Here is a 20,422-nt window from a genome sequence, read left to right on the forward strand (position 1 = left end):
CTTGCATCCAGCAGGTTTTATAACAGTCGCACTTTCGACGCGTCAATCGAAGAGGAGCTGCCCAGGTTCTTTTTAGCGATTTTTAGTAAACAGGCCAAACGCCGCCTGTCGCCGGGTTCTGCCGAGGCATGTCTTACCTCGGCAGAACGTACTTACTGCATGCCTGTTTCGTGTTTACCTGGCGCTCAAACCGCCGGTCGAAGGCTTGCGCACGCCCGGCTGCAGCAGTTCGAGCTCGGCCAGTTCGACCGTGCTGCCGTTGTCGAAGCGCAGGCGGTATTCGCGGTAGGCACCGGGCTTGGCGATACCGAACGGCCGCAATTGGTTGCCCCAGTCGAAGCGCTCGCCGCTGCGCTCGTCGAGCGCGGTCCAGCCACCCTTGCCGCTGCGGCCTTCCAGCGTCCAGCCCAGGCCTTGGGGCGCGGACGCGCCCGCGGTGATGGTGTAGTGGCTGATCCGGGTTGGCGCCGCGAATGCGAACGCCACGCTGGCGCGCGGCGGCAGGGACAGCACGGTTGCCGCGTCGTCGTCCACCAGCGCGCCGGCGATGCGCTTGCCGCCCAGGGTCACGCTGCGCGCGCCGCCGCTGCGGTCGGCCAGGCCCTCCGGCTGCTTGCCGGGGGCCGTGAGCGAGGCCGGCAGGCTGGGCGCGTCGCTGCCCCAGGTCGACGGCGCACTGCCCATCGTGAATTCCAGGGTGGCGCCATTGGCGATGTCGGCGTGCTTGATCCAGGCCTGGTTCCACGGCTTGCCGTTGACCTTGAGCGACTGCACATACACGTTTTGCGGGCTGTTGTTGTTCGCGATCACGCTCAGCATGCGCCCGTTTTCCAGCCGCACGTCGGTGCGCGCGAAGGCCGGCGAGCCGATCACATACTCGGGAGACCCCATGCGCAGCGGATACAGGCCCATCATGGCGAAGGTGTACCAGGCCGACATCTCGCCGTTGTCCTCGTCGCCGGCATAGCCCTGGCCGATCTCGCTGCCCAGGTACAGGCGGCGCAGCGCTTCGCGGGTCAGCGCCTGGGTCTTCCAGGGCTGGCCGACCGAGGCATACAACCATGGGATGTGATGCGAAGGCTGGTTGCTGTGCGCATACATGCCCATGCGCACGTCACGCGCCTCGGTCATTTCATGGATCACCCGGTTGTAACGGCCGGAGAACTTCTGCTCGCCCGTTTCCGGGGTGGCGAAGAACTGGTCCAGACGCGCTGCCAGCTTGTCGCGGCCGCCCATCAGGCTGGCCAGGCCCTCGGCATCGTGCGGCGTGGTGAAGGCGAAGGTCCATGCGTTGGCTTCGGTATAGTCCGCGCCCCACAGGCGCGGCTCGAAGCTGGCCGCCGGCTGGCGCCACTGGCCCTTGGCGTCACGGCCGCGGAAGAAGCCCGTCGCCGGGTCGAACAGGTGCACATAGTCGGTGGCGCGCGAGGCGAAGTATTCGCTCTCCTCGCGGTAGCGGCGCGCGCGCGCCGTATTGCCCTTGCCGGCCTCTTCAATCGCCAGCGCCTGCCCCATCTTGGCCAGGCCGAAGTCGTTCAGCGCCCCTTCCAGCGTCCACGACATGCCCTCGTGCACCGTGGTGTCGGCGTAGCCGCGGTACATCGACTTGCCCAGGCCCTTGCGGCCCACGTTCGAGACCGGCGGCGCCACCGTCGCGTTCTTCAGCCCCGCCTCGTAGACCTGGTGCACGTCGAAACCGCGCACTCCCTTGAGCCAGGCGTCGGCGAAGGCGACGTCGGAGCTGGTGCCGACCATCAGGTCGGCGTAGCCCGGCGACGACCAGCGCGCCATCCAGCCGCCGTCGCGGTACTGCTGCAGGAAGCCGTCGACCAGTTCGCCGGCCCGGGTCGGCGTGAACAGGGCATAGGCCGGCCAGGTGGTGCGGAAGGTGTCCCAGAAGCCGTTATTGACGTAGTTCTTGCCGGGGATAATCCTGACCGAGGTGCTGGACGCATCGCCACCGGCATTGTCCTTGGACCAGCCGCTCTGGTCGGCATGGCGCCAGTCCGGCCGCTCGACCGTGCCGACGTTTTCGTGGGCCATGTTCGGATACAGGAACAGGCGGTACAGGTTCGAGTAGACGGTGACGAGCTGGTCTTCGCTGGCGCCCTGCACGTTCACCCGGCCCAGTTCCGCGTCCCAGGCGGCCTGGGCGCGCTCGCGCACAGCCTCGAAGCCGGCGCCACCGACCTCCATGTCCAGGTTGCGGCGCGCCTGCTCGAGCGAGATCAGCGAGGTGGCGATGCGCATGCGCACCTCGCCCCGGGCATCGGGCTTGAACTTGACGTAGCCGGTCGGGCGCCCGGTCTCGAGCGCGCCGCTGGCGGTCCATGGCTGGTCGAAGCGCGCGAACACGAACATGCGCGAGGCGCCGTTCGACAGGCCGCTGCGCGTGTCGGTGTAGCCGCGCAGGGTCTGGGTCGCGGCGTCGAGCGTCAGGCCGCCGCGCGCATCGACATTGTCGAACAGCAGATTGGCGTCGGCGTCAAGAGGGAAACGGAAACGGAACACGGCGGCGCGCTCGGTCGGCGCGATTTCGGCGCGGATGCCGTTGTCGAAGTCGACCCGGTAGCCATGCGCGCGCGCCTGTTCCTGCTCGTGCGAGAACGACAGCGCGCGGCGCTGGCGATCGGGGTCGGGCTGGCCGCTGGCGGCCGACGGCATCACCTGGAAGGTCTGGCGGTCCCCCATCCACGGGCTCGGCTGGTGGCTGAGCGACAGCGCCTGCAGGCGTGGCCGGTTGTCGGGGCCGTTCTTCTCGTTCCAGCTGTACATGAAGCTGAGCGTGCCGGCGTCGGTGACCGGGGTCCAGAAGTTGAAGCCATGCGGCATCGCCGTCGCCGGGATGTTGTTGCCACGCGAGAAGGTGCCGTTGGCCTGGGTACCGCGCGTCGCCAACACGTAGTCCGACACGCGCGTGACCGCCAGCGGGGCCTGGTCGGCGATCAGGATATCGTCCAGCCAGCCGCTGGCCTTGCCCACCTTGCCGCCGGCGGGCAGCACTTCGAGCTCGATCGACTTGATGCGGCGGCCCTTCAACTGGCCCAGGCGCACCGATTTGTTCGCCCACTGCTGCGGGAACAGCGTCTTCGATTCGGCCTGGGAGGCGGCGCCGACGCGTACGCCGTGGTGGTCGGCGATGCCCAGGCTTGAGACGCGGCTGCCGTCGTCCAGCACCAGGTCGAGCGAGACGCCGGTCGAGGCGACCGTGTCGTCGTCGACGATCTCGGGCAGCACTTTCCACGACAGCGTGGTGTCGGCATCGATGGCGATATCGACCGGGAACAGCTGCATGCGGCCGCCGCTGCCTTCGGCCTGGTAGCGCAGCGCACGCAGGCCGCTGTAGCCGGCCTTCGGCTTGGCGGTATAGGGGCGCTCGGGGCCCGCGCCGGCTTCGACGCGTACACCGCCGCCGGCCAGGGTCGCGGGCAAGGGATCGTTGGCCTCGAACGAGCTCGAGAACCGGACCACGTCGCTGGCAGGCGCCAGGCTGTCGGGCGTGGTGCTGGCGCAGCCGAGCAGCAGCGCGGCGGCGGCGACCTGGGCCGCGATGGCGCGCCGCCGCGGTGCAGCGCCGCGGCTTGCGCCTGCGGTGCGTGATTGGTCGGACAATAAGGCGGCGCTGCGGGAATCGTGAGCGGTTGCTTTCTGCGTCATGGTGCGGAAGGGCTCCTGGTCTGTGGAAGGGTGGCTGGCACGGCATCGGCCAGCGCGCGAAGTTGCAGGGCGGCGCGCAAGGCGTCTTCGGCGGCGTCGGACGTCACCTCCAGCGTGATGCGCTCGCCGGGCAGCAGGGTCAAGGCGTTGTCGGACAGGTCGGCATCGAGGTCGCCGAAATCGATCCAGACCGCGCGCGCGAGGCTGGAAGCGGAGATGTCGAGCAGGTAGGCGCCGGCGTGCTCCGGATCGCGGCGCAGTGTGGCGTGAAGGCCCGCATCCTTCCAGGCGATCCGCTTGGCCGGCGCGAAGTACACCACCGCGCGCGCCGCCGGTTCGCCCTCCGCTTGCAGCTCGAACACGGCGATGGTGGAGGCGGGATGGGCCGTGCCGAGCAGATCGGCATCGCGGTAGGCGGCTACTGTGGTCGCCGACAGCGGGGCCATCTCGACCGTGTTGCGTTCGTCGCGCAGCACCCTGCCGTCCAGCGTCATCACGCGGGTGCGCAGCTCGCCATGCACGCGGCGGGTGCGGTCATTGAGCAGGCTGACCCCTGTCTGGCCACTGGCGTCGCGCAGCGCGGCCAGCGCCACCGGCGCAAAGAAGCGGCGCGCGTGGAAGTGCAGCGCTTTCGGGCGGCCATACCAGTCGATGCCGGACCAGGAAGCGCCCGGCCAGACGTCGTTGAGCTGCCAGTACAGCGAGCCCATGGTGGTCGGACGACTGCGGCGGTGATGCAGCGCCGCCAGTTCGATGCCTTCGGCCTGCATTGCCTGGCTCAGGTAGACAAAACTGGCGAAGTCGCGCGGCTGGCCGAACTCGTCGTCGATGTATTTCATCAGGCGTTCGTTACCCTTGCCGGCCATGAACTTCTGATGGGCGTCGATCACGGGGGCGCCGAGCTGCTGCTGGTCGCGCCGGGCGAAGGCATCGATGGTGCGCTGGACCGGCCACGCCTGCAGGCCGTATTCGGACATGAAACGCGGCGTGATCTCCAGGTATTTCGTCACTGGATGGGCCGGATTGCCCCACACTTCCCAGTAATGCATGTCGCCGCTGGCCTCGGTGTTGGCGACTTCCTGCAGGTCTTCGCTCGGCGAGCTGGACCAATAGCCGATACCGCCGCCCTCTTCCCGCACCACCTGGCGCAGGTCGGTTCCAAACAGCTGCACATAGCCCTTCCACACCTTGTCGGCGAAGGCTGCGTCGGCCGCCTTCAGCGTCTTGCCGTGACCCCAGTATTTCCAGGCGATCTCTTGCTCGTTATTGCCGCACCACAGCACCACGCTCGGATGGTTGCGCAAGCGCCTGACCTGGTCGCGCGCTTCGTGAACGACGTTCGCGCGGAAGGCCGGGTCGTAGGCTGGCTGCATGCCGCCGCCGAACATGAAGTCCTGCCATACCAGCAGGCCCAGCTCGTCGGCAAGATCATAGAAGTCGCGCCCTTCGTAGTAGCCGCCGCCCCAGCTGCGCAACATATTCATATTGGCGTCGCGCGCCAGTTCCAGCGCGCGGCGCAGCTGCGCCTTCTTGACGCGCGGTTGGAACATGTCGAACGGGATCGTGTTGGCGCCCTTGGCGAACACCGGGACGCCGTTGACGACGAAGTAGAAGGCGGTGCCGCGCGGGTCACGGTCGCGGCGCAGTTCGACGCTGCGCAGCCCGGTGCGGGCGGGAATGCTCGCCAACCGGGTCTTGCCATCGGCCACCTCGAGCTCGTAGCGGTACAGCGGCTGCTTGCCATAGCCGTTCGGGAACCAGCGCTGCGGCGCGTCGACCGCCACCGGGAGCGCGATGCGATTGGCGCCGGCGCGTAGTTGAACGCGCTGGCGGGCGGCCAGCGTGCGCGCGCCATCGGGCGCCGTCTGCCACAGGCGCAGCTCGACCGCCGCAGCGCGCACCGCGTCGAGCGAGGCAATCGCGGTCAGCTCGGCGCGCGTGGCATCGACGCGGTCCTGGCGCAGTTGCAGGTCGTCGATGCGCAGCGTATCCCAGCTTTGCAGCACCACCGGCTTCGTGATGCCGGCGCCGACGTAGCGCGGCCCCCAGTCCCAGCCGTAGTGATAGCCGGGCTTGCGCACGAAGTTGCCGGTCATGGCGTCCTGCGGCTCGTCGCCGTAGGGAGAAGGATAGTTGCCGGCTATTTTGTGCGGCATTGCCGCGACCTGCGGCAGCATCCGCGCGATCGGCGAGCGCAGCACGATGCGCAGGATGTTGCCGCTCGGGCGCAGCCGGCCCTCGACCGGCACGCGCCAGGTACGGTGGGCGTTGTCGGCATCGAGCACCTTGTGGCCGTTGAGCCAGACTTCGGCGAAGGTGTCCAGCCCTTCGAACACCAGGTCGCTGCGCGCATTGCGCAAGGCCGCGCGCGGGGCATCGAATTCGACGCGGTATTCCCAGTCCGCCAGGCCGATCCACTGCAAGCCGGCCTCGGGCGCGCCGACATAAGGGTCGGGTATCAAGCCGTGCGCCATCAGGTCGGTGTGCACCGTGCCCGGCACCGTGGCCGCGCGCGACGGCGCCGCTTCCGGATAGGCGCCGGCCTGGGCGCCGCCTGGCACCATGCGGAAGGTCCAGCCCTGGTCGATGGTGAACTGCAGCGGCACTTCGGCCTGGGCGGCGCCGGCGAACAGCGCCATGACCAGTCCGAGCAACAGGCGCGTGGAGGACATCAGTGTAGACATGGCAATCATGGGATGTGGGCCTCCCCGCCTCCTGGTCGAGGTGCGGGGAGGTGCGACGGCGGGACTCAGAACTTGTAGTTCAGGCCCACGTATGCCACGCGGCCGGAGTAGCCACTCGAGTAGTAACGCGCCTTGGTGTCGTTGCCCAGGCGGGAACGCGACTCTTCCTCGGTCAGGTTCAGCACCGACGCGGTCAGGCTGAGTTCCTTGGTGAAGTTGTAGGCGGCGTTCAGGTCGACCTGGCTGTAAGGCTCGTCATACACGTTCAAACCGTTGACCAGGCCGTTGACGACTTCTCCGCGGCGGTTGTACGAGGCGCGCAGCATCATCTTGTCGTCCGAGTAGAACACGGTCAGGTTGGCCTGGTTCTTGGCGCTGCCCACCAGCGGCGAGGTGCCGATGTTGGTGCCGTCCGCCAGGGTGATCGCCGCCTGGTTGGTCTTGTTGTAGGTGTAGTTTGCCTGGACGCCGAAACCCGAGTCGAAGGTGTGCTGCGCATACACTTCGATGCCCTTGGAGACCGCATCGCGGCCACCGGCGCTGGTGCTGTAGTTCTGCACCGCCACCGACTCGCCGCCGATATCCAGGGTCACGTCACGCACCACCGGCACCGCGAAGTTGCTCACGTTCTTGCGGAACACGGCCGCGCCCAGCACCGAACCGCGCGTGAAGTACCATTCGAGGCCCAGGTCGTACTGGACAGCCTTGAAGGCGTCCAGTTCCTTGTTGCTGCCGGTACCGAACCAGCCGACCTGGTCGCCGCCGCCGATCAGGCGGCGGTCGTCGACGTATTCCTGGCCGAAGTTGCGCAGGCTGCCCGGCGCAGCGATCGAGTTATAGCTCGGACGCGCCACCACCTTCGACGCCGCGCCGCGCAGCAGCAGGGTGTCGGTGAGGTCGAAGGCCAGGTTCAGGCTCGGCAGGTAGTCGGTGTAGGTACGGTCGAGCGCGCTCACCACGAAGGTCGAGATGTGGCCGCTGGCCGGATTGGTCTGGCTGTCCGGCAGCACGGTGAAGCCGCTGGTGCAGCCCGAGCCGGCCGGCGCGCCGGCGGCAGGCGCGCCGCCCGGCAGGCATGGCGCCGGATTGCCGTCGGGGCCGTCGAAGAAGTAATCGTTGTAGAAATCGACCTGGTCCGTCGAATCGGCATGCTGGCGGGTGCGCACCACGCGCATGCCGAGGTTGCCGCGCAGGCGGTCGGTCTTGATGTTGGCCTGGACGTACATCGACGTGATTTTCTCGTCGACGTTGTAGACGAAGTTATCCTCGTTACGGGTCTGCATCGGGCCGTAGGTGTTGTTCAGGTGCGCGATATAGGCCGGGTAGTTAATCGCCGGGAAGGCGCTCGCTTTCAGACCGTTGGTCAGGTTGCCCAGCTCTTCGCTGTAAAGGAAGTCGGGACGGAACTTGTTGGCATTGACGTCGCAACCGTTCTGGAAGCGGCTGTCGTAGTCGCCCGGGTCGGCGCCCTGGCAGACCCAGTAGTTGTTGCCGGTACGGCGGTTGGTGCCGCCGTCGCGATACTTGGCGCCGAACTGGATCGAGTCGAGCCAGTTGCTCTTGTCGATGTGCCAGGTCAGGTCGGCCTGGGCGTAGTTCTGGTCGGTCTTGTTGCGGGTCCACGACGAGCTGGTCGAGCCAAGGTCGATCTCGCCGATGCCGTTGCGCAGGTTGGCCATCAGCTCTGGCGAGAAGTTCATGGTCGGGGTGCCGGAGAGGTCCCACGACGAGTACTGGTTGCCCAGGCTCCAGCTGCCGTCGGCGTTCTGGCGGCGCGGCTTGATCGGCATGCCGAGCGTCATTTCCGGACCGCCTTCGGCCCAGGTGCGGCCGAGCTTGATGTTGGCGTCGAGCGAATCGCCCTTCCATTCGAGTTCGAAGTCGGCGGTCTGCGACAATGCTTTTTCGCGGCTGATGTTGCCGGCGATCTGCGGGGTCGGAATGGTGCAGTCGTCAGGACCGAAGCCGCCGGTATTGGCGAACCCGGCCGCCCCGGCCTGCGCCGAGCTGCAGTAATAGTTCTTGCCCGGACGCGCGCTGTACTGGGCGCCGGTGACGATGCTGCCGCTCGGGTCGAAGGTCAGGTGGTCGAGCATGCGGCCGCCCGGATAGTTGCCGTCGCCGTTGAAGCGCGCGATGCTCCATTCCGGGATCTTCAGGGAATTGGTCTGCGTATTCTGCTTCAAGTCGAAGCGGAAATAGTTGGCCGTCATGTTCAGGTTGCGCAGGGGCTTGAATTGCAGCGTCAGCTGGCCGCCCTTGCGCTCGCGTTCATTGGTCACCACGTCCAGGTTGACCGAGGTCGGCAGCGCGAAGTTGGTGTAGTAATCGCCATCCTGGTTGTAGAAGCCCGATTCGCCCCACCAGTACGAGTTCAGGCCGTTCGGCTGGCCGTTGACGTCGACCGACGGATTGGTGGCGCGGCTGTCGCTGTACCACTGCCAGTTGGAGGTGCTGCCGCCCATGGTGCGAATGGTGCGTTTCTGCTGGGTGTAGCCGATCAGGAAGCCGATACGGTTGCTTTCGTCATGCCAGGCGTACTGGCCCGAGATCTGCGGATCGGTCTTCTTGGTGGTGTCGGACCAGGTGCCTTCGGCGTTCAGGAAGCCGGAACCCGATTTCACGTCCAGCGGACGGCGGGTGCGCAGGATCACGGTGCCGCCGATGCCGCCTTCGTCGAAGCGCGCTTCCGACGTCTTGTACAGTTCGGCGCTGGCCAGCATATTCGACGGCATCAGCGTGTAGTTGAACGAACGGGACGGATCGCCGTTCGATTCGGCGGTGGCGACGTAGTTGCCGTTCAACTGGGTCAGCGTCAGTTCCGACGACAGGCCGCGCACCGAGACGTTCTTGCCCTCGCCGCCGCTGCGGGTGACGACCACGCCCGGCACCCGCTGCAGGGCGTCGGCCACGTTCTTGTCAGGGAACTTGCCGACGTCTTCGGCGGTGACCACCTCGACGATCGAGTTGGCGTCGCGTTTCTGGTCAAGGCTTTTCTCGATCGAGTAGCGGAAGCCCGTCACGTGGACCGTCACCGGTCCGGTGGTGTTTGCCGGCGCCGGCGCCTGCGCGCCCGGTTGCGCCGGCTCGATCTGCGATGCGCCCTGCTGGGCCACCGGCGCCGCCGGTTCCGCCGGGACGGTCGCGGCCGTCTGCGCGTGGGCGCTGGAAAGAGTCAGCAGTGCGGCGCCGACCGCCATCGCGATAGGCGTGATGCGGCAGGTCAGCTGCCGGGAAGCGGCTTGGGTTCTTGAAGTCATCGTTTGTCTCCTTGTCGTGCCCTGTGGCGGGCTTTCTTTTAGGCGGAACCTTTCGGGTTCCATGGAGCGGCATGCCGTGCTTTCCCCGGATGAGCGGAACGCTGGAATGATAGCGTTCACAGGGATTTACTAAACGACAGTGATGCCGCGTGCATAGCAGGGGTCTTCGTGTAACAACAAGCGAATTTATACAAAGGAAAGAACTTGCACTCAACAGTCTTTCGCGGAACGGGCGAAGTTTAGCGGAGTTTAGTAAACGGCGATAAACCGTGTGCGGCCCTGCTTCCCTGGGTAGAGTGCGATATCATCGCGGCAACTTAACCAGAGACAAGAGTGTTGCCGCTGTGTTTTTCCCCTATGTTTATCTCGCCTACCTGTACTTCGTACTGCGCCTGATCGTTCCCCTCCCCCTGCACCGCACCACCCGGATCGGCCTGGGGCTCGCCCTGCTGCTGGTCTGCCAGCACCACATGATCCAGCGCTGGGTGTTCGGCACGATGTTCTCGCCCGAGATCCCGCGCATCTTCATCATCGTGCTGGGCTGGTTGTACTGCAGCTTCCTGCTGGCGCTCCTGCTGCAGCTGCTGGCCGACCTGGCCCTGCTGGCCGCCTGGGCGCTGCGCCGCGGGCGCGCCATCGATGCGCGCCTGACGCTCCGTTTGCGGTATGCCGTCCTTGCTGCCGGCACGCTGCTGTCGGCGGTCGGCGTGGGCCAGGCGATCGGGGTGCCCGAGGTGCGCCGGGTCGAGCTGGCGATCCGCGACCTGCCCCCGGCCCTGGACGGGTTCCGGATGGTGCAGCTGACCGACCTGCACATCAGCCGCCTGATGCACGGGGACTGGGTGCGCGAGGTGGTCGAGCGCAGCAATGCGCTGCGGCCCGACCTGGTCGTCATCACCGGCGACCTGATCGACGGTTCGCCGCAGGCGCGCGCGGGCGACGTGCGGCCGCTGGCCGACCTGGCGGCGCGCCACGGCGTCATCGCCAGCCTGGGCAACCACGAATACTATTTCGGCGCCGAGCGCTGGACGGGTGTCTTCGAAGGACTTGGCATGCGGGTGCTGGTCAACCGCCACGCCACGATCGAGCACGATGGCGGCCGCCTGACGATCGCCGGCGTCACCGACCGGGTGGCGCCGCGCTTCGGCATGGAAGGGCCGGATACGCGCCGGGCCCTGGACAATGCGCCGGCTGGCGTTCCCGTGGTCCTGCTCAGTCACCAGCCGATCGGCGTCGCCGCCAATGCCGAAGCCGGGATCGACGTGCAGTTGTCGGGCCATACCCATGGCGGCATGATCCGGGGTGTCGACCAGGTGGTCAAGCGCGCGAATGGCGGCTATGTCTCGGGCAGTTACCGCGTCAAAGGGATGGCGCTGTATGTCAGCAACGGCACCGGGCTGTGGAACGGGTTCCCGATCCGGCTTGGGGTACCGGCCGAGATCACGGAGTTCGTCCTCAGGCCGGCACGCTAGGCCTTAGCGCCTCTTCTTCTCAAGCTTCGGCACCGGCGGCAGCGACGCCCGGTGCTTCTTGATGTCGCTGAGCAGCAGGCGCGCCTGGGTGCCCCAGCCGCCGATGAAGACGTCATCCTTGCCGTCGCCATCGAGGTCGCCCCGGCCCATGCTCCAGCTGCGGCCGACGGTCACGCCCGGCAGCACCGACAGGGTCACGTCCTTGAAATTGCCCTTGCCGTCGTTCTGCCAGGCGCGCGGCTGCAGCGGCACGAACCCGGGCACCTGGATCGCGCCGACCAGCAGGTCCGGCGCGCCGTCGCCATTGAAATCGACCACCGTGCCGGCCCAGCTCGAGAAGGTGTGCGCCGGCAGGCGCGCCGCGGTCTCGTCGCGGTAGTTGCCCTTGCCGTCGTTGACCAGCAGGCGCGTTTGCGGGTCTTTCTCCCAGCCGGCGTTATTGCTCGTGATATTGAAGAACACGATATCGCGCTTGCCGTCGCCGTTCACGTCCAGCACGTGCACTTCACGCGTCTCCATCGGCACCTTCAGCTCGAGCCGGTGCGACTCATCCCTGAAACGCCCTTTGCCATCGTTGATCAGCAGCCGGTTCGGCTGGCTGGGGCTGGCCAGCACCAGGTCGAGATGGCCGTCGCCGTCCATATCGGCCAGCACCGCGCCCTCGGTCTGGTCGTTCGCTCGCGGCAGGTGGGTGGCGGAGGCATCGATGAAGTAGCCGGGCCGCTTGGGGTCGCCCAGGAACAGCAGGTTCTTGGCCGGCACCTCCTTGCCGCCGCCCGCCTCGCCGGTGCTGCCAATGAAGATGTCGGGCAGGCCGTCGCCATTGACGTCGCCGACCGCCAGCCCATTGCCCTGGCTGTGGGCCGGGAGGCGCGCGCTGGCGTCAACGAAGCCGCCCTTGCCGTCGCCCAGGTAGAGCTGGTGGTTCTCATCCGCCTCGGCCACGAATACCACGTCCATATGGCCGTCGCGGTCGAAATCGGCGGCGCGCACGTGTTCGCTGTCGTGCATGCGGGTGCCGAAGGCGTCCGGCACATAGGTGAGCTTGCCGCCGCCGTCGTTGCGGTACAGGCGGTTGACGCCGTGCTCCACCGAGAGCACGACATCCAGGTCGCCGTCGTGGTCGACGTCGATGAAGACGGAGTCGGTCGCGTGCAGGGCCGGTGCGACCGGCACATTCGGCAGCGTCGCATCGATCCAGCCGGATCCCGGCGCCTCGGGGATCAGGGAAAAGGCATCGTAGGCGGGATCGCGCGCAGTAGGCTTGCCGGGCTCGGCCTCAGGCTCGATGCGCCAGAGATCGTCCAGCTCCGGCCCGCCGCCGCGATTGCCGCTGCCGGCCGCAAGATACACCTTGCCGTCCAGCGTGGCGGCCTGGGTGCCGTGGCGGCCGACCGGCAAGGCCGGCAGCGTTTGCCAGCGGGCGCTCTTCGGATCCCAGGCCTCGACTTCGCGGTGCGCGTGTTCGTGCTTCATGCTCTCGCCGCCGATCACCGCCAGCTTGCCGTCGATGACGGCGCTGGCGGTCCCGGCGCGCGGCGTCGGCAGCGGCGCGGCGAGCGTGCTCCAGCGCTTCGCCTTGAAATCGTAGACGTCGACCTCGCCCACCGTCTGGGCCAGCGCATTGCCCAGGTCATGGGCGGAGCGGCGGCCGCCCGCCGCATACAGCTTGCCGTCGATGACGGCGGCGTGGAAGTGGTCGCGCGCATGCGGCGCGTCGGACAGTTCGGTCCAGCGGCCAGTGGCGGGGTCGAAGGCGTCGAACCAGGCGACGTAGCCGCTCATATGGCCGCGGCGGTTGCCGCCGACCAGGTAGATGATCCCCTCATGCACCGCCACGCCGCTCGCGCCGCGCCGCCGCTGCGGCGGAATCTCGGGCCCCTTGCTCCAGCGGTCGGCCGCCGGATCGTAGATCAGCACGTGCGGCACCGGAGACTCCTCCGGGAACTTGCCGGTCAGGGCGCCGAGTACGACCAGCTTGCCGCCGAATTCCACGCCCTGCAGATGATGGATCTCGAATGGCGGAGCTTCGCCTTTGGTCCAGCGCCCGCTGGCCGGGTCGTAGATCTCGAGGGGCCGCTCGCCGCGTCCGCCGAGCAGGATCAGGCGCCCGGCCACCGCCACGAAGCCGTTCTCGTGGCGCGCGGTGGGCCTGGATGCGTCGGTTTGCTGGCGCCATTGCGACGCCGTCGTCTGGGCGGGGTCACGGGCCTGGGCGGCGCTGCCGCCTATCGTCGTGGCGGCCAGCGCGATGGCGACGGCGAGCCGGGTCCAACAAGGGTTGCGCGGCCTGGCGCAAGGGTCAAACGTCATCGATACGTTCCTCCATGAGCTGCAAATGGGATGCAAGCGGACTGCAAACGGAAAGCATAGCAGACTTGACAATTCGGCAAGCACGCCTGACATCGCCATGTCATGGACCTGTCACGTGACGTTGCTAGCATGACTTGTTCGGTTCGATAAATGACAGCCCGGTGCCTGCCTCCACCCCTCTTCCACTCGCCATCCTGCGCCGCCGCGTCCTGTCACTGGTCAGCCCCAATGCCCTGCTGCCCGTGACCTGCGTGCTCGGGCTCACGATCGTGCTCTCGATCTGGGCCTTCTACGTCGATCGCGCCGAGCAGGAGAAGACCGTCGCGCGCCAGGCAGCGACCACCAGCAGCGAAAACATCGTCCTGATCGTCGCGACGAATCTCGAAGAAGTGCTGGGCCGGGCCACGCTCTATGCGCGCATCGCCGCCAGCGAAGCAAATGCGGCGCAGCCCAACGCCTTCCACCTGAATCCGCAGCTGATCGGCGACTCGGCCTATGTGCGCGCCGCGCTGTTCGACGCCGGCGGCGCCCTCGTGTACTCATCCGCCAGGCAGGACCGGGAACCCGAGCTGCAGCAGCTTCTCGAGCGCACCGGCGGCCACCCGCCCGGCGCGCCGGCGATGGCGATCGGACACCCCGCGGCGAGCGGCAAGTATCCCTGGCGCCTGCCGGTCCTGGTGCGGCTCGACGGGGACAGGGGCCACTACGGCGCGATGGTCGACCTGGGCTATTTTTTGGGCAGCTACCGCAACGTCGACCTGGGGCCGCAAGGACGCATCGAGATCGTCCACCAGGACGGCGCGCCGCTGGCGGTCATGCAGGGCGGGATCCTGGTGCCTGCGGGGTCGCGCGCGACGGGCCAAGGGGTAGAGCCCACCGCCGACGCCATCGTCGCCCGCGAAGTCCTGGCCGACATCCCGATCCGGGTGACCGTGATCCAGGATCCCGCGGTCGTCCTGGGCCAGCTGGATGCGCAGCACCATGCGTATTTCCTGCGCGCGGGCGCCTATTCGCTGCTGGTGCTGGTCATCACGATCGGCATCGCGGCCGGCCTGTGGCAACAACAACGGCTGCACAGCGCGGTGGCCGTATCGGAACAGGAAAAGCAGCGCCTGATCGCCCAGCTGGAGCAGGAAAAGAGCCGCGCCCTCGCGCTGGCCTCGCAAGACCACTTGACGGGGCTGGCCAACCGCCGGATGTTCCAGGAGATGGCGTCGGCGGAACTCAAGCGGGCCAGGCGCAGCCGCAACCTGTATGCCCTGCTGTTCTTCGATCTCGACCGCTTCAAGGTAATCAATGACACCCTGGGCCACGGCGTCGGCGACCAGCTCCTGAAGGCGGTGGCCGCACGCCTGCGCGGCGCCGTACGCGAGTACGACCTGGTCGCCCGGCTGGGCGGCGACGAGTTCGTGGTGCTGCTGTCCGAGGTGCCGTCGGAGGAATTCGTCGCCCAGCTCGCCGGCAAGCTGGTGCAGGGCCTGTCGGCGGTCTATCCGGACCTCGACGGCCACGACGTCGAAACCAGTCCCAGCGTCGGCATTGCGCTGTACCCGCGCGACGGCCAGCAGCTCGATGCGCTGCTGCTGCATGCCGACCAGGCGATGTACAGCGTCAAGGCGCGCGGGCGCGGCTTCTTCAGCTTCTACGACGCCTCCCTGAACGCCTCGAACGCGCTGCACTCTGAACTCGCCGCGCGCTTCAGGCCAGCCATCCAGGACGGCGAATTCTGCCTGCACTTCCAGCCCAAGCTGACGCTCGATACCTTGCAGATCGTCGGCCTGGAAGCCCTGGTCCGCTGGCAGCACCCCGACCATGGCCTGATCTTCCCGGGCGACTTCATCCCCCTGGCCGAGGAACAGGATTTCATCGCGCCGCTCGGGCGCTGGATCATCGACGCCGTGTGCCGCCAGCTGGCGCAGTGGCGGGCGGATGGCGTGCCGCTGGTGCCGGTGGCGATCAACGTCTCGGCGCGCCAGTTGCGCGACGAACGGCTGCTGGAAGACTTCATGGGCGCGCTGGCCCTGCATGGCATCGCACCCGACCTGATCGAGATCGAACTCACCGAGAGCAGCCTGATCGAGGATGCGGAAATGGCGCAGCGTAACCTCGACGCCCTTGCCGGCGCCGGCATCCGGATGGCGCTCGACGACTTCGGCACCGGCTTCTCGGGCCTGTCCCGCTTGAAGCAATTCCCGATCCATACCGTCAAGATCGACCGCTCCTTCATCCGCGACATCCGCAACGACACCAACGATGCGGTGATCGTCGCCTCGACCATCTCGCTGGCCCACAACCTGGGCCTGACCGTGGTGGCCGAAGGCGTCGAGACGCGCGACCAGCTGGTGCACCTGAAGGCTGCCGGATGCGACCAGGTGCAGGGCTTCTACCTGCAACGCCCGTGCGCCGCGGCCCAGATCGCGCCCCTCCTCCACAAGCAGTTCCTTGCCTTCCAGCCGACATGACACCCATTCTCCGCCGCCGGACAGCCATGCGGCTCCCGCTCCTCGCGGCCCTGGGCGCCCTTGGCGCGCCGGCGCTGGCGGCGGCCTGCGAACGGCCGGACCGGCTGCGCTTTTCCATCATCCCGCGCGGCGACGTCCGGAAGGAGATCGCGGATCTGCAGCCACTGCTCGACCAGTTGCGCGCGGCGCTGGGCATCCCGGTGGAAGTCTATGCCGCGCCATCCTACGGCGCGGTGGTCGAAGCGCTGCTGTCCGGCGCGGTTCACCTGGCCCGGCTGGGGCCCGCGTCCTACGTCTCCGCCAGGCGCGCCGACCCCATGCTCACACCATTCGCCAACTATGCGAACAAGGCGAGCAGGTTCCAGCCAGCCGGCGCGTTCTATCACTCGTTGCTGATCGTCCGGGCTCGCAGCGCGCTCGCGGACGTCGGGGCCCTGCGCGGAAAACGCCTGGCCCTGGTCGATCCCGAAAGCACCTCGGGCGCCCTGATCCCGCGCCACGTGTTCGCGAAACAGGTCGGCCGACCGCTGGAGGCGTATTTTTCCCAGGTCGGCTATTCGGGCAGCCATACCCAGTCGATCAACCGGGTGCTGGCGGGCCAGATCGACGCCGCCTTCGTCGGCAGCCAGAACCTGGCGACGGAGATGGCCTCGCATCCAGCCAGGGAGCGCCAGATCCGGGTCGTGTGGCGCTCCGGCCCGATCCCGACCGACCCCTTCGTGTTCAGGGGCCAGCTGTGCGAAGGCTTGCAGGAGAAGATACGCGGCGCCTTTTTCAAGAGCGGCGGCCCGCAGAGCGCGGACGTGCTGGACAAGCTGAACGTCGCCCGCTTCGTGCCGGTATCGGACGGCGATTACCGGATCGTCCACGAGATTTATTGAGCTGGACGGGATCGCTGGCCCGCAGCCTCAGAAGAACGGCCAGGCGAGGCGCCCCTTCAGGTGCAGCACGACCCGCAGCGCCGGGTAGCCAAGCGCGAAGCCGAAGGCCAGCAGGCAAGATGGTTCGCCCATGAAGGCCAGCCAGAACCCGGCGACCATGCTGGCGGCCACCAGCACCATCAGCCATAGCTCGATGCTGAGCAGGAATCCGGACGCTGCGCGCCACACTTGCCGCAGTTCGGCGGCGGCTTCGCTGACGGACTTGTCATGAACCATGGCGGTGTCGCTCCACGTGTGAGACCGGCGCTCACCGCGGGCCGGCGGCGCGGCGCCCTGGCCGTTATCGCATCCTAGTCCCTGCGCCAACAAGAGATATTGCCGTACACCAAAAAATACGCGGGACTTGCGCCGGCCGCCCCTAGACACGCAGCGCCGGCGGCACGGCCGGCAGGCTGGCCACCACCATGGTCCCCTGCCCGGCGCCATCCTCGATCCGCACCTGGCCGCCATGCATCGCCGCGATCTCGCTGGCGATCGTCAATCCGAGCCCACTGCCCCCGCCGGGCATGCCGAGGCCGCGATAGAAGGGCTGCAGCACCTTGTCGCGCTCGGCGCGCGGGATGCCCGGCCCGGTGTCGGTGACGCTGAACGCGATGCGCGCATGCGTGCCCTCGCCCACTCCAGCCATGGCGATGTGGATCGCGCCGCCAGCCGGCGTGTAGCGGATCGCGTTGTCGATCAGGTTGGCCATCATCTCGCGCACGAATTGCGGATGGCCGACGATCACGAGCGGCGCGGCGCAGCCCTCGACGGCGATGTCAAGTTCCTTTTCCAGCGCCAGCGGCACCAGTTCCGCGATCGCGTCCTCGGCCAGCGCCGCCACGTCGAAGCGCTCGAAGTCGCGCGGTCCGAGCGCCCTGGCCTCGGCCAGGCTCAGGCTCAGGAGCTGGTTGGCCAGCCGCACCAGGCGCGCGGTGGCGGCGTCGAAACCGCTCACGGCCGCCCGCAGTTCGCCATGCTCGCGCAGGCGCAGCGCCAGTTCGGCCTGGGTGCGCAGGACGGTGATCGGGGTGCGCAGCTGGTGGGTGGCGTCGGCGATGAAGCGCTTCTTGGCCTCGATCTCCCGCCCCAGCCGGCTCATCAGGTCATTGATGACGGCGGTATGTTCCTGTAGTTCGGCCGGCATGTCGGCGATCTCGATGTGGCGCAGGTCGTCGTGGGTGCGCTGGGCGATCGCGTCGCGGATCCGGCGCAGCGGGGCCATCCCGCGCTTGACCCCGTACCAGATCAGGATGCCGATGCAGGCCACGAACAGCGCCTGCGGCAACAGGACGAAGCGCAGCACTTCGCGCGCCAGCATCTCGCGCTTCCTGACGGTTTCGGCCACGCGCACCTTCAGCGGCGAAGCCGGGCTGTAGATCGACAGCGTGTATTCCGCCACCCGCACCGGCTTGCCGTCCATCGCCGCGTCATAGAAGCAGGTGTGGGCGATGCAGGTGTCGCGCTGGGCGGCCTCGGGAATGTGCGCGTTGCCGGCCAGGCGCGCGCCGAGCCGGTCCGACACGCTGTAGTGGATCGTGTCCACCTGGTCGAATTCGAGCATCGCCCGCGCCGCCTGTGGCAGGTCGACGTGAACGCCGTCCTGCCGCACGCTGACCTGGCCGGCCAGCGTCTGCGCCGAATCCTCCAGCGCGCGGTCGTAGGCGATATTGGTGAAGTGGAGGATCACCGCATACACGCCCCAGGCCCACACCACGCTGAGCAGCAGCAGCGGTGGCAGCAGCCACAGCATGAGCCGCCGGCCGAGCGAGGTCGGGCTAGCCGGCATCGTGCGCTTCCAGCAGGTAGCCCAGTCCGTGGATGGTCTTGATCTCGATGCCGAATGGCGCCAGGCGCTTGCGCAGGCGGTGGATATAGACTTCCACCGTGCCGATGCTGACCTCGTCCTCCCACGAGCCGATCTGCTGGGCCAGGCGGCGCTTGACCACCACCTGCCCCGCGCGCAGGATCAGCGCCGCCAGGATCGCCAGCTCGCGCCGCGTCAGGTCGATCCGCACCCCGTCCACTGTCGCCACGTGCTGGTCGACGTCGACTTCGAGCGGCCCATGCACCAGGTGGCTCGAGCCGCCATTGGCGCGGCGCCGCAGCGCCTCGATCCGGGCTTCCAGTTCCGGCAGCGCGAATGGCTTGACCAGGTAGTCGTCGGCGCCGGCCTTGAGGCCGCCGACCCGCTCGTCCAGGCCCGAGCGCGCCGTCAATACCAGCACCGGGGTGCGGTTGCGGCGCAGGCGCAGGCGCCGCAGCACCTCCAGGCCGTCGAGACCGGGCAGGCCGAGGTCGAGCACGACCAGCCCGTAGTCGGTCGTGCTCAGCGCGAGTTCGGCCGCCAGCCCGTCGCCCACCGGGTCGACGTGGTAACCGTTCGTCGCCAGCGCCTGGACCAGCGTCTGGCGCAGGGTGTCGTCGTCTTCGACCAGCAATACTCGCATCGAGGGGCAGGGAAAAAGGATTTTTTAAGGAAACTCCGGCGATTATAACTTTCTCAAATACAAGCTGGAGCCCGCATGTCCTACACCACCACCCCATCCGGGCGCCGGCTGCGCCGCGCCGGCGCCCTCGTGCCGGCGCTGGCCGCGGCCCTGCTCGGCGCCTGTTCCAGTTCGGAGCCGCCCGCCGCAGCCGCCGGTCCAGGCGCCCAATCCGAGGCGCGGCACTACATCAAGGTCGACTCGGTGGGCGTCGACGGGGAGGGATTGCAGGGCACGTTCCCGGGACGCCTGGCGTTTCGTCCCGGCGCCATGGCGGCGGCCGGTGCGCCGTTCGCCGGCCGGGTGCTGTCGGTCGAGGTGCATCCCGGGCAGGCGGTGCGGGCCGGCGCGCCGCTGGTCGTGCTCCAGAGCGCTGAAGCGGCAGACGTTCGTACCGCACTGGCGCAGGCCCAGGCCAGGCTGGCGGTCGCGCAAGACCTGCTGCGGCGCCAGGAAGACATGATGGGGCGCGGGATCGGGGTCGAGGTCGAGCGCTACTCGGCCGAGGCCGCGCTGCGCGAGGCGCAGGCCGAAGCCGCGCGCGCACGCCAGGCGGCCGCGCTGGCCGGTCCCGGCGCCGGCGAGCGGCTGGTATTGCGCGCTCCCGCGGCCGGGGTGGTCCTCGCGATCCGGGCCCAGGCCGGCGCGGTAGTGGCGCCGGGTGGCGAGGCCCTGGTCGAACTGGGCGACCCCGGCCAGCTGTGGATCGTGGCCGACATCCCGGAACGCGAGCTCCGGGGCCTGGCGCCCGGGCGCACGGCCCAGGTGCGCGTGCCCGGCATCGACGTCCCATTCGCGGCGTCGATCGACAGCATCGGCCACGCGGTCGATCCGGAACAGCGCCGCATGCCAATCTACCTCGCCTTCCAGGACAAGGCCGCCGGCGCCGGGCTCACTGCCGGGATGTTCGCCCAGGTCAGCCTGGCGGGCGGGCCGCGCGGCGCGCTCACCGTCCCCAGCACGGCAGTGCTGATCAAGAACGGCAGCCAGCGCCAGGTCTATCTGCAGGGCACGGACGGCAAGTACGTCGCGCGCCCGGTGCGCACCGGCGTCGCACGCGCCGGACGGGTCGAGATCCTCGAAGGCCTGAAGGAAGGCGACAAGGTGGTCGTGCAAGGCGCCCTGCTGCTCGATAACGAAGCTCAACAACTCCTGTAAGGGCACC

Annotated in this window: 11 protein-coding genes; 4 read left to right on the top strand and 7 right to left on the bottom strand. The window is 68.0% G+C overall.

Annotated features, from left to right (window positions below; all coding sequences use genetic code 11):
- Positions 1-174: 174 nt before the first annotated feature.
- The 3 genes from SOM61_RS16195 to SOM61_RS16205 form a co-directional block, all read right to left on the bottom strand.
- Entirely contained in the window at positions 175-3,657 is a 3,483-nt protein-coding gene (locus tag SOM61_RS16195) for a GH92 family glycosyl hydrolase (protein ID WP_320475031.1), read from the bottom strand.
- Positions 3,654-6,341 (bottom strand): beta-mannosidase, encoded by a 2,688-nt coding sequence (locus SOM61_RS16200; protein WP_320475032.1) that lies wholly within the window; start codon positions 6,339-6,341, stop codon positions 3,654-3,656. Before SOM61_RS16200 ends, SOM61_RS16195 begins: the two co-directional genes overlap by 4 nt.
- 65 nt (positions 6,342-6,406) lie before the next feature.
- Entirely contained in the window at positions 6,407-9,601 is a 3,195-nt protein-coding gene (locus SOM61_RS16205; RefSeq protein WP_320475033.1) for a TonB-dependent receptor, read from the bottom strand.
- 344 nt (positions 9,602-9,945) lie between these two features.
- On the opposite strand from SOM61_RS16205, the gene SOM61_RS16210 reads away from it, so the two are divergent.
- Positions 9,946-11,073 (top strand): metallophosphoesterase, encoded by a 1,128-nt coding sequence (locus tag SOM61_RS16210; protein WP_320475034.1) that lies wholly within the window; start codon positions 9,946-9,948, stop codon positions 11,071-11,073.
- A 3-nt stretch (positions 11,074-11,076) separates the two neighbouring features.
- On the opposite strand, the gene SOM61_RS16215 is transcribed toward SOM61_RS16210, so the two are convergent.
- Positions 11,077-13,386 carry an FG-GAP-like repeat-containing protein gene (locus SOM61_RS16215; protein ID WP_320475035.1) on the bottom strand — a complete coding sequence of 770 codons (2,310 nt, stop codon included), beginning with the start codon at positions 13,384-13,386 and terminating at the stop codon, positions 11,077-11,079.
- A 161-nt stretch (positions 13,387-13,547) separates the two neighbouring features.
- Here SOM61_RS16215 and SOM61_RS16220 point away from each other — a divergent pair, with 161 nt between their 5' ends.
- On the top strand, positions 13,548-15,848 hold the full coding sequence (locus SOM61_RS16220) for a putative bifunctional diguanylate cyclase/phosphodiesterase (protein ID WP_320475036.1): 2,301 nt from the start codon (positions 13,548-13,550) through the stop codon (positions 15,846-15,848).
- A 26-nt stretch (positions 15,849-15,874) separates the two neighbouring features.
- On the top strand, positions 15,875-16,729 hold the full coding sequence (locus SOM61_RS16225; RefSeq protein WP_320475037.1) for a phosphate/phosphite/phosphonate ABC transporter substrate-binding protein: 855 nt from the start codon (positions 15,875-15,877) through the stop codon (positions 16,727-16,729).
- 27 nt (positions 16,730-16,756) lie between these two features.
- Here the strand turns inward: SOM61_RS16225 and SOM61_RS16230 are convergent, their stop codons facing one another.
- The 3 genes from SOM61_RS16230 to SOM61_RS16240 all read right to left on the bottom strand — a co-directional run bounded on the left by SOM61_RS16230 (position 16,757) and on the right by SOM61_RS16240 (position 19,218).
- Positions 16,757-17,005: a hypothetical protein gene (locus tag SOM61_RS16230; protein WP_320475038.1), complete on the bottom strand. Its 249-nt coding sequence runs from the start codon at positions 17,003-17,005 to the stop codon at positions 16,757-16,759.
- Positions 17,006-17,147: 142 nt separating this feature from the next.
- A complete protein-coding gene (locus tag SOM61_RS16235; RefSeq protein ID WP_320475039.1) occupies positions 17,148-18,557 on the bottom strand; it encodes a sensor histidine kinase in 1,410 nt (469 codons plus the stop codon).
- Positions 18,547-19,218, bottom strand: coding sequence for a response regulator (locus SOM61_RS16240; RefSeq protein ID WP_320475040.1), 672 nt, complete (start codon positions 19,216-19,218; stop codon positions 18,547-18,549). Before SOM61_RS16240 ends, SOM61_RS16235 begins: the two co-directional genes overlap by 11 nt.
- A gap of 75 nt (positions 19,219-19,293) precedes the next feature.
- Here SOM61_RS16240 and SOM61_RS16245 point away from each other — a divergent pair, with 75 nt between their 5' ends.
- Complete coding sequence (locus tag SOM61_RS16245; protein WP_320475041.1) at positions 19,294-20,415, top strand: efflux RND transporter periplasmic adaptor subunit; 1,122 nt, start codon at positions 19,294-19,296, stop codon at positions 20,413-20,415.
- Positions 20,416-20,422: the final 7 nt, after the last annotated feature.

This window comes from Massilia sp. CFBP9012, assembly GCF_034045115.1.
Taxonomy (GTDB): domain Bacteria; phylum Pseudomonadota; class Gammaproteobacteria; order Burkholderiales; family Burkholderiaceae_D; genus Telluria.

What these genes read in the sequence shown, in the direction of transcription:
- SOM61_RS16195 (WP_320475031.1), bottom strand. Translation starts at nt 3,657, where the DNA reads ATGACGCAGAAAGCAACCGCTCACGATTCCCGCAGCGCCGCCTTATTG.
- SOM61_RS16200 (WP_320475032.1), bottom strand. Translation starts at nt 6,341, where the DNA reads ATGTCTACACTGATGTCCTCCACGCGCCTGTTGCTCGGACTGGTCATG.
- SOM61_RS16205 (WP_320475033.1), bottom strand. Translation starts at nt 9,601, where the DNA reads ATGACTTCAAGAACCCAAGCCGCTTCCCGGCAGCTGACCTGCCGCATC.
- SOM61_RS16215 (WP_320475035.1), bottom strand. Translation starts at nt 13,386, where the DNA reads ATGACGTTTGACCCTTGCGCCAGGCCGCGCAACCCTTGTTGGACCCGG.
- SOM61_RS16225 (WP_320475037.1), top strand. Translation starts at nt 15,875, where the DNA reads ATGCGGCTCCCGCTCCTCGCGGCCCTGGGCGCCCTTGGCGCGCCGGCG.
- SOM61_RS16230 (WP_320475038.1), bottom strand. Translation starts at nt 17,005, where the DNA reads ATGGTTCATGACAAGTCCGTCAGCGAAGCCGCCGCCGAACTGCGGCAA.
- SOM61_RS16235 (WP_320475039.1), bottom strand. Translation starts at nt 18,557, where the DNA reads ATGCCGGCTAGCCCGACCTCGCTCGGCCGGCGGCTCATGCTGTGGCTG.
- SOM61_RS16240 (WP_320475040.1), bottom strand. Translation starts at nt 19,218, where the DNA reads ATGCGAGTATTGCTGGTCGAAGACGACGACACCCTGCGCCAGACGCTG.
- SOM61_RS16245 (WP_320475041.1), top strand. Translation starts at nt 19,294, where the DNA reads ATGTCCTACACCACCACCCCATCCGGGCGCCGGCTGCGCCGCGCCGGC.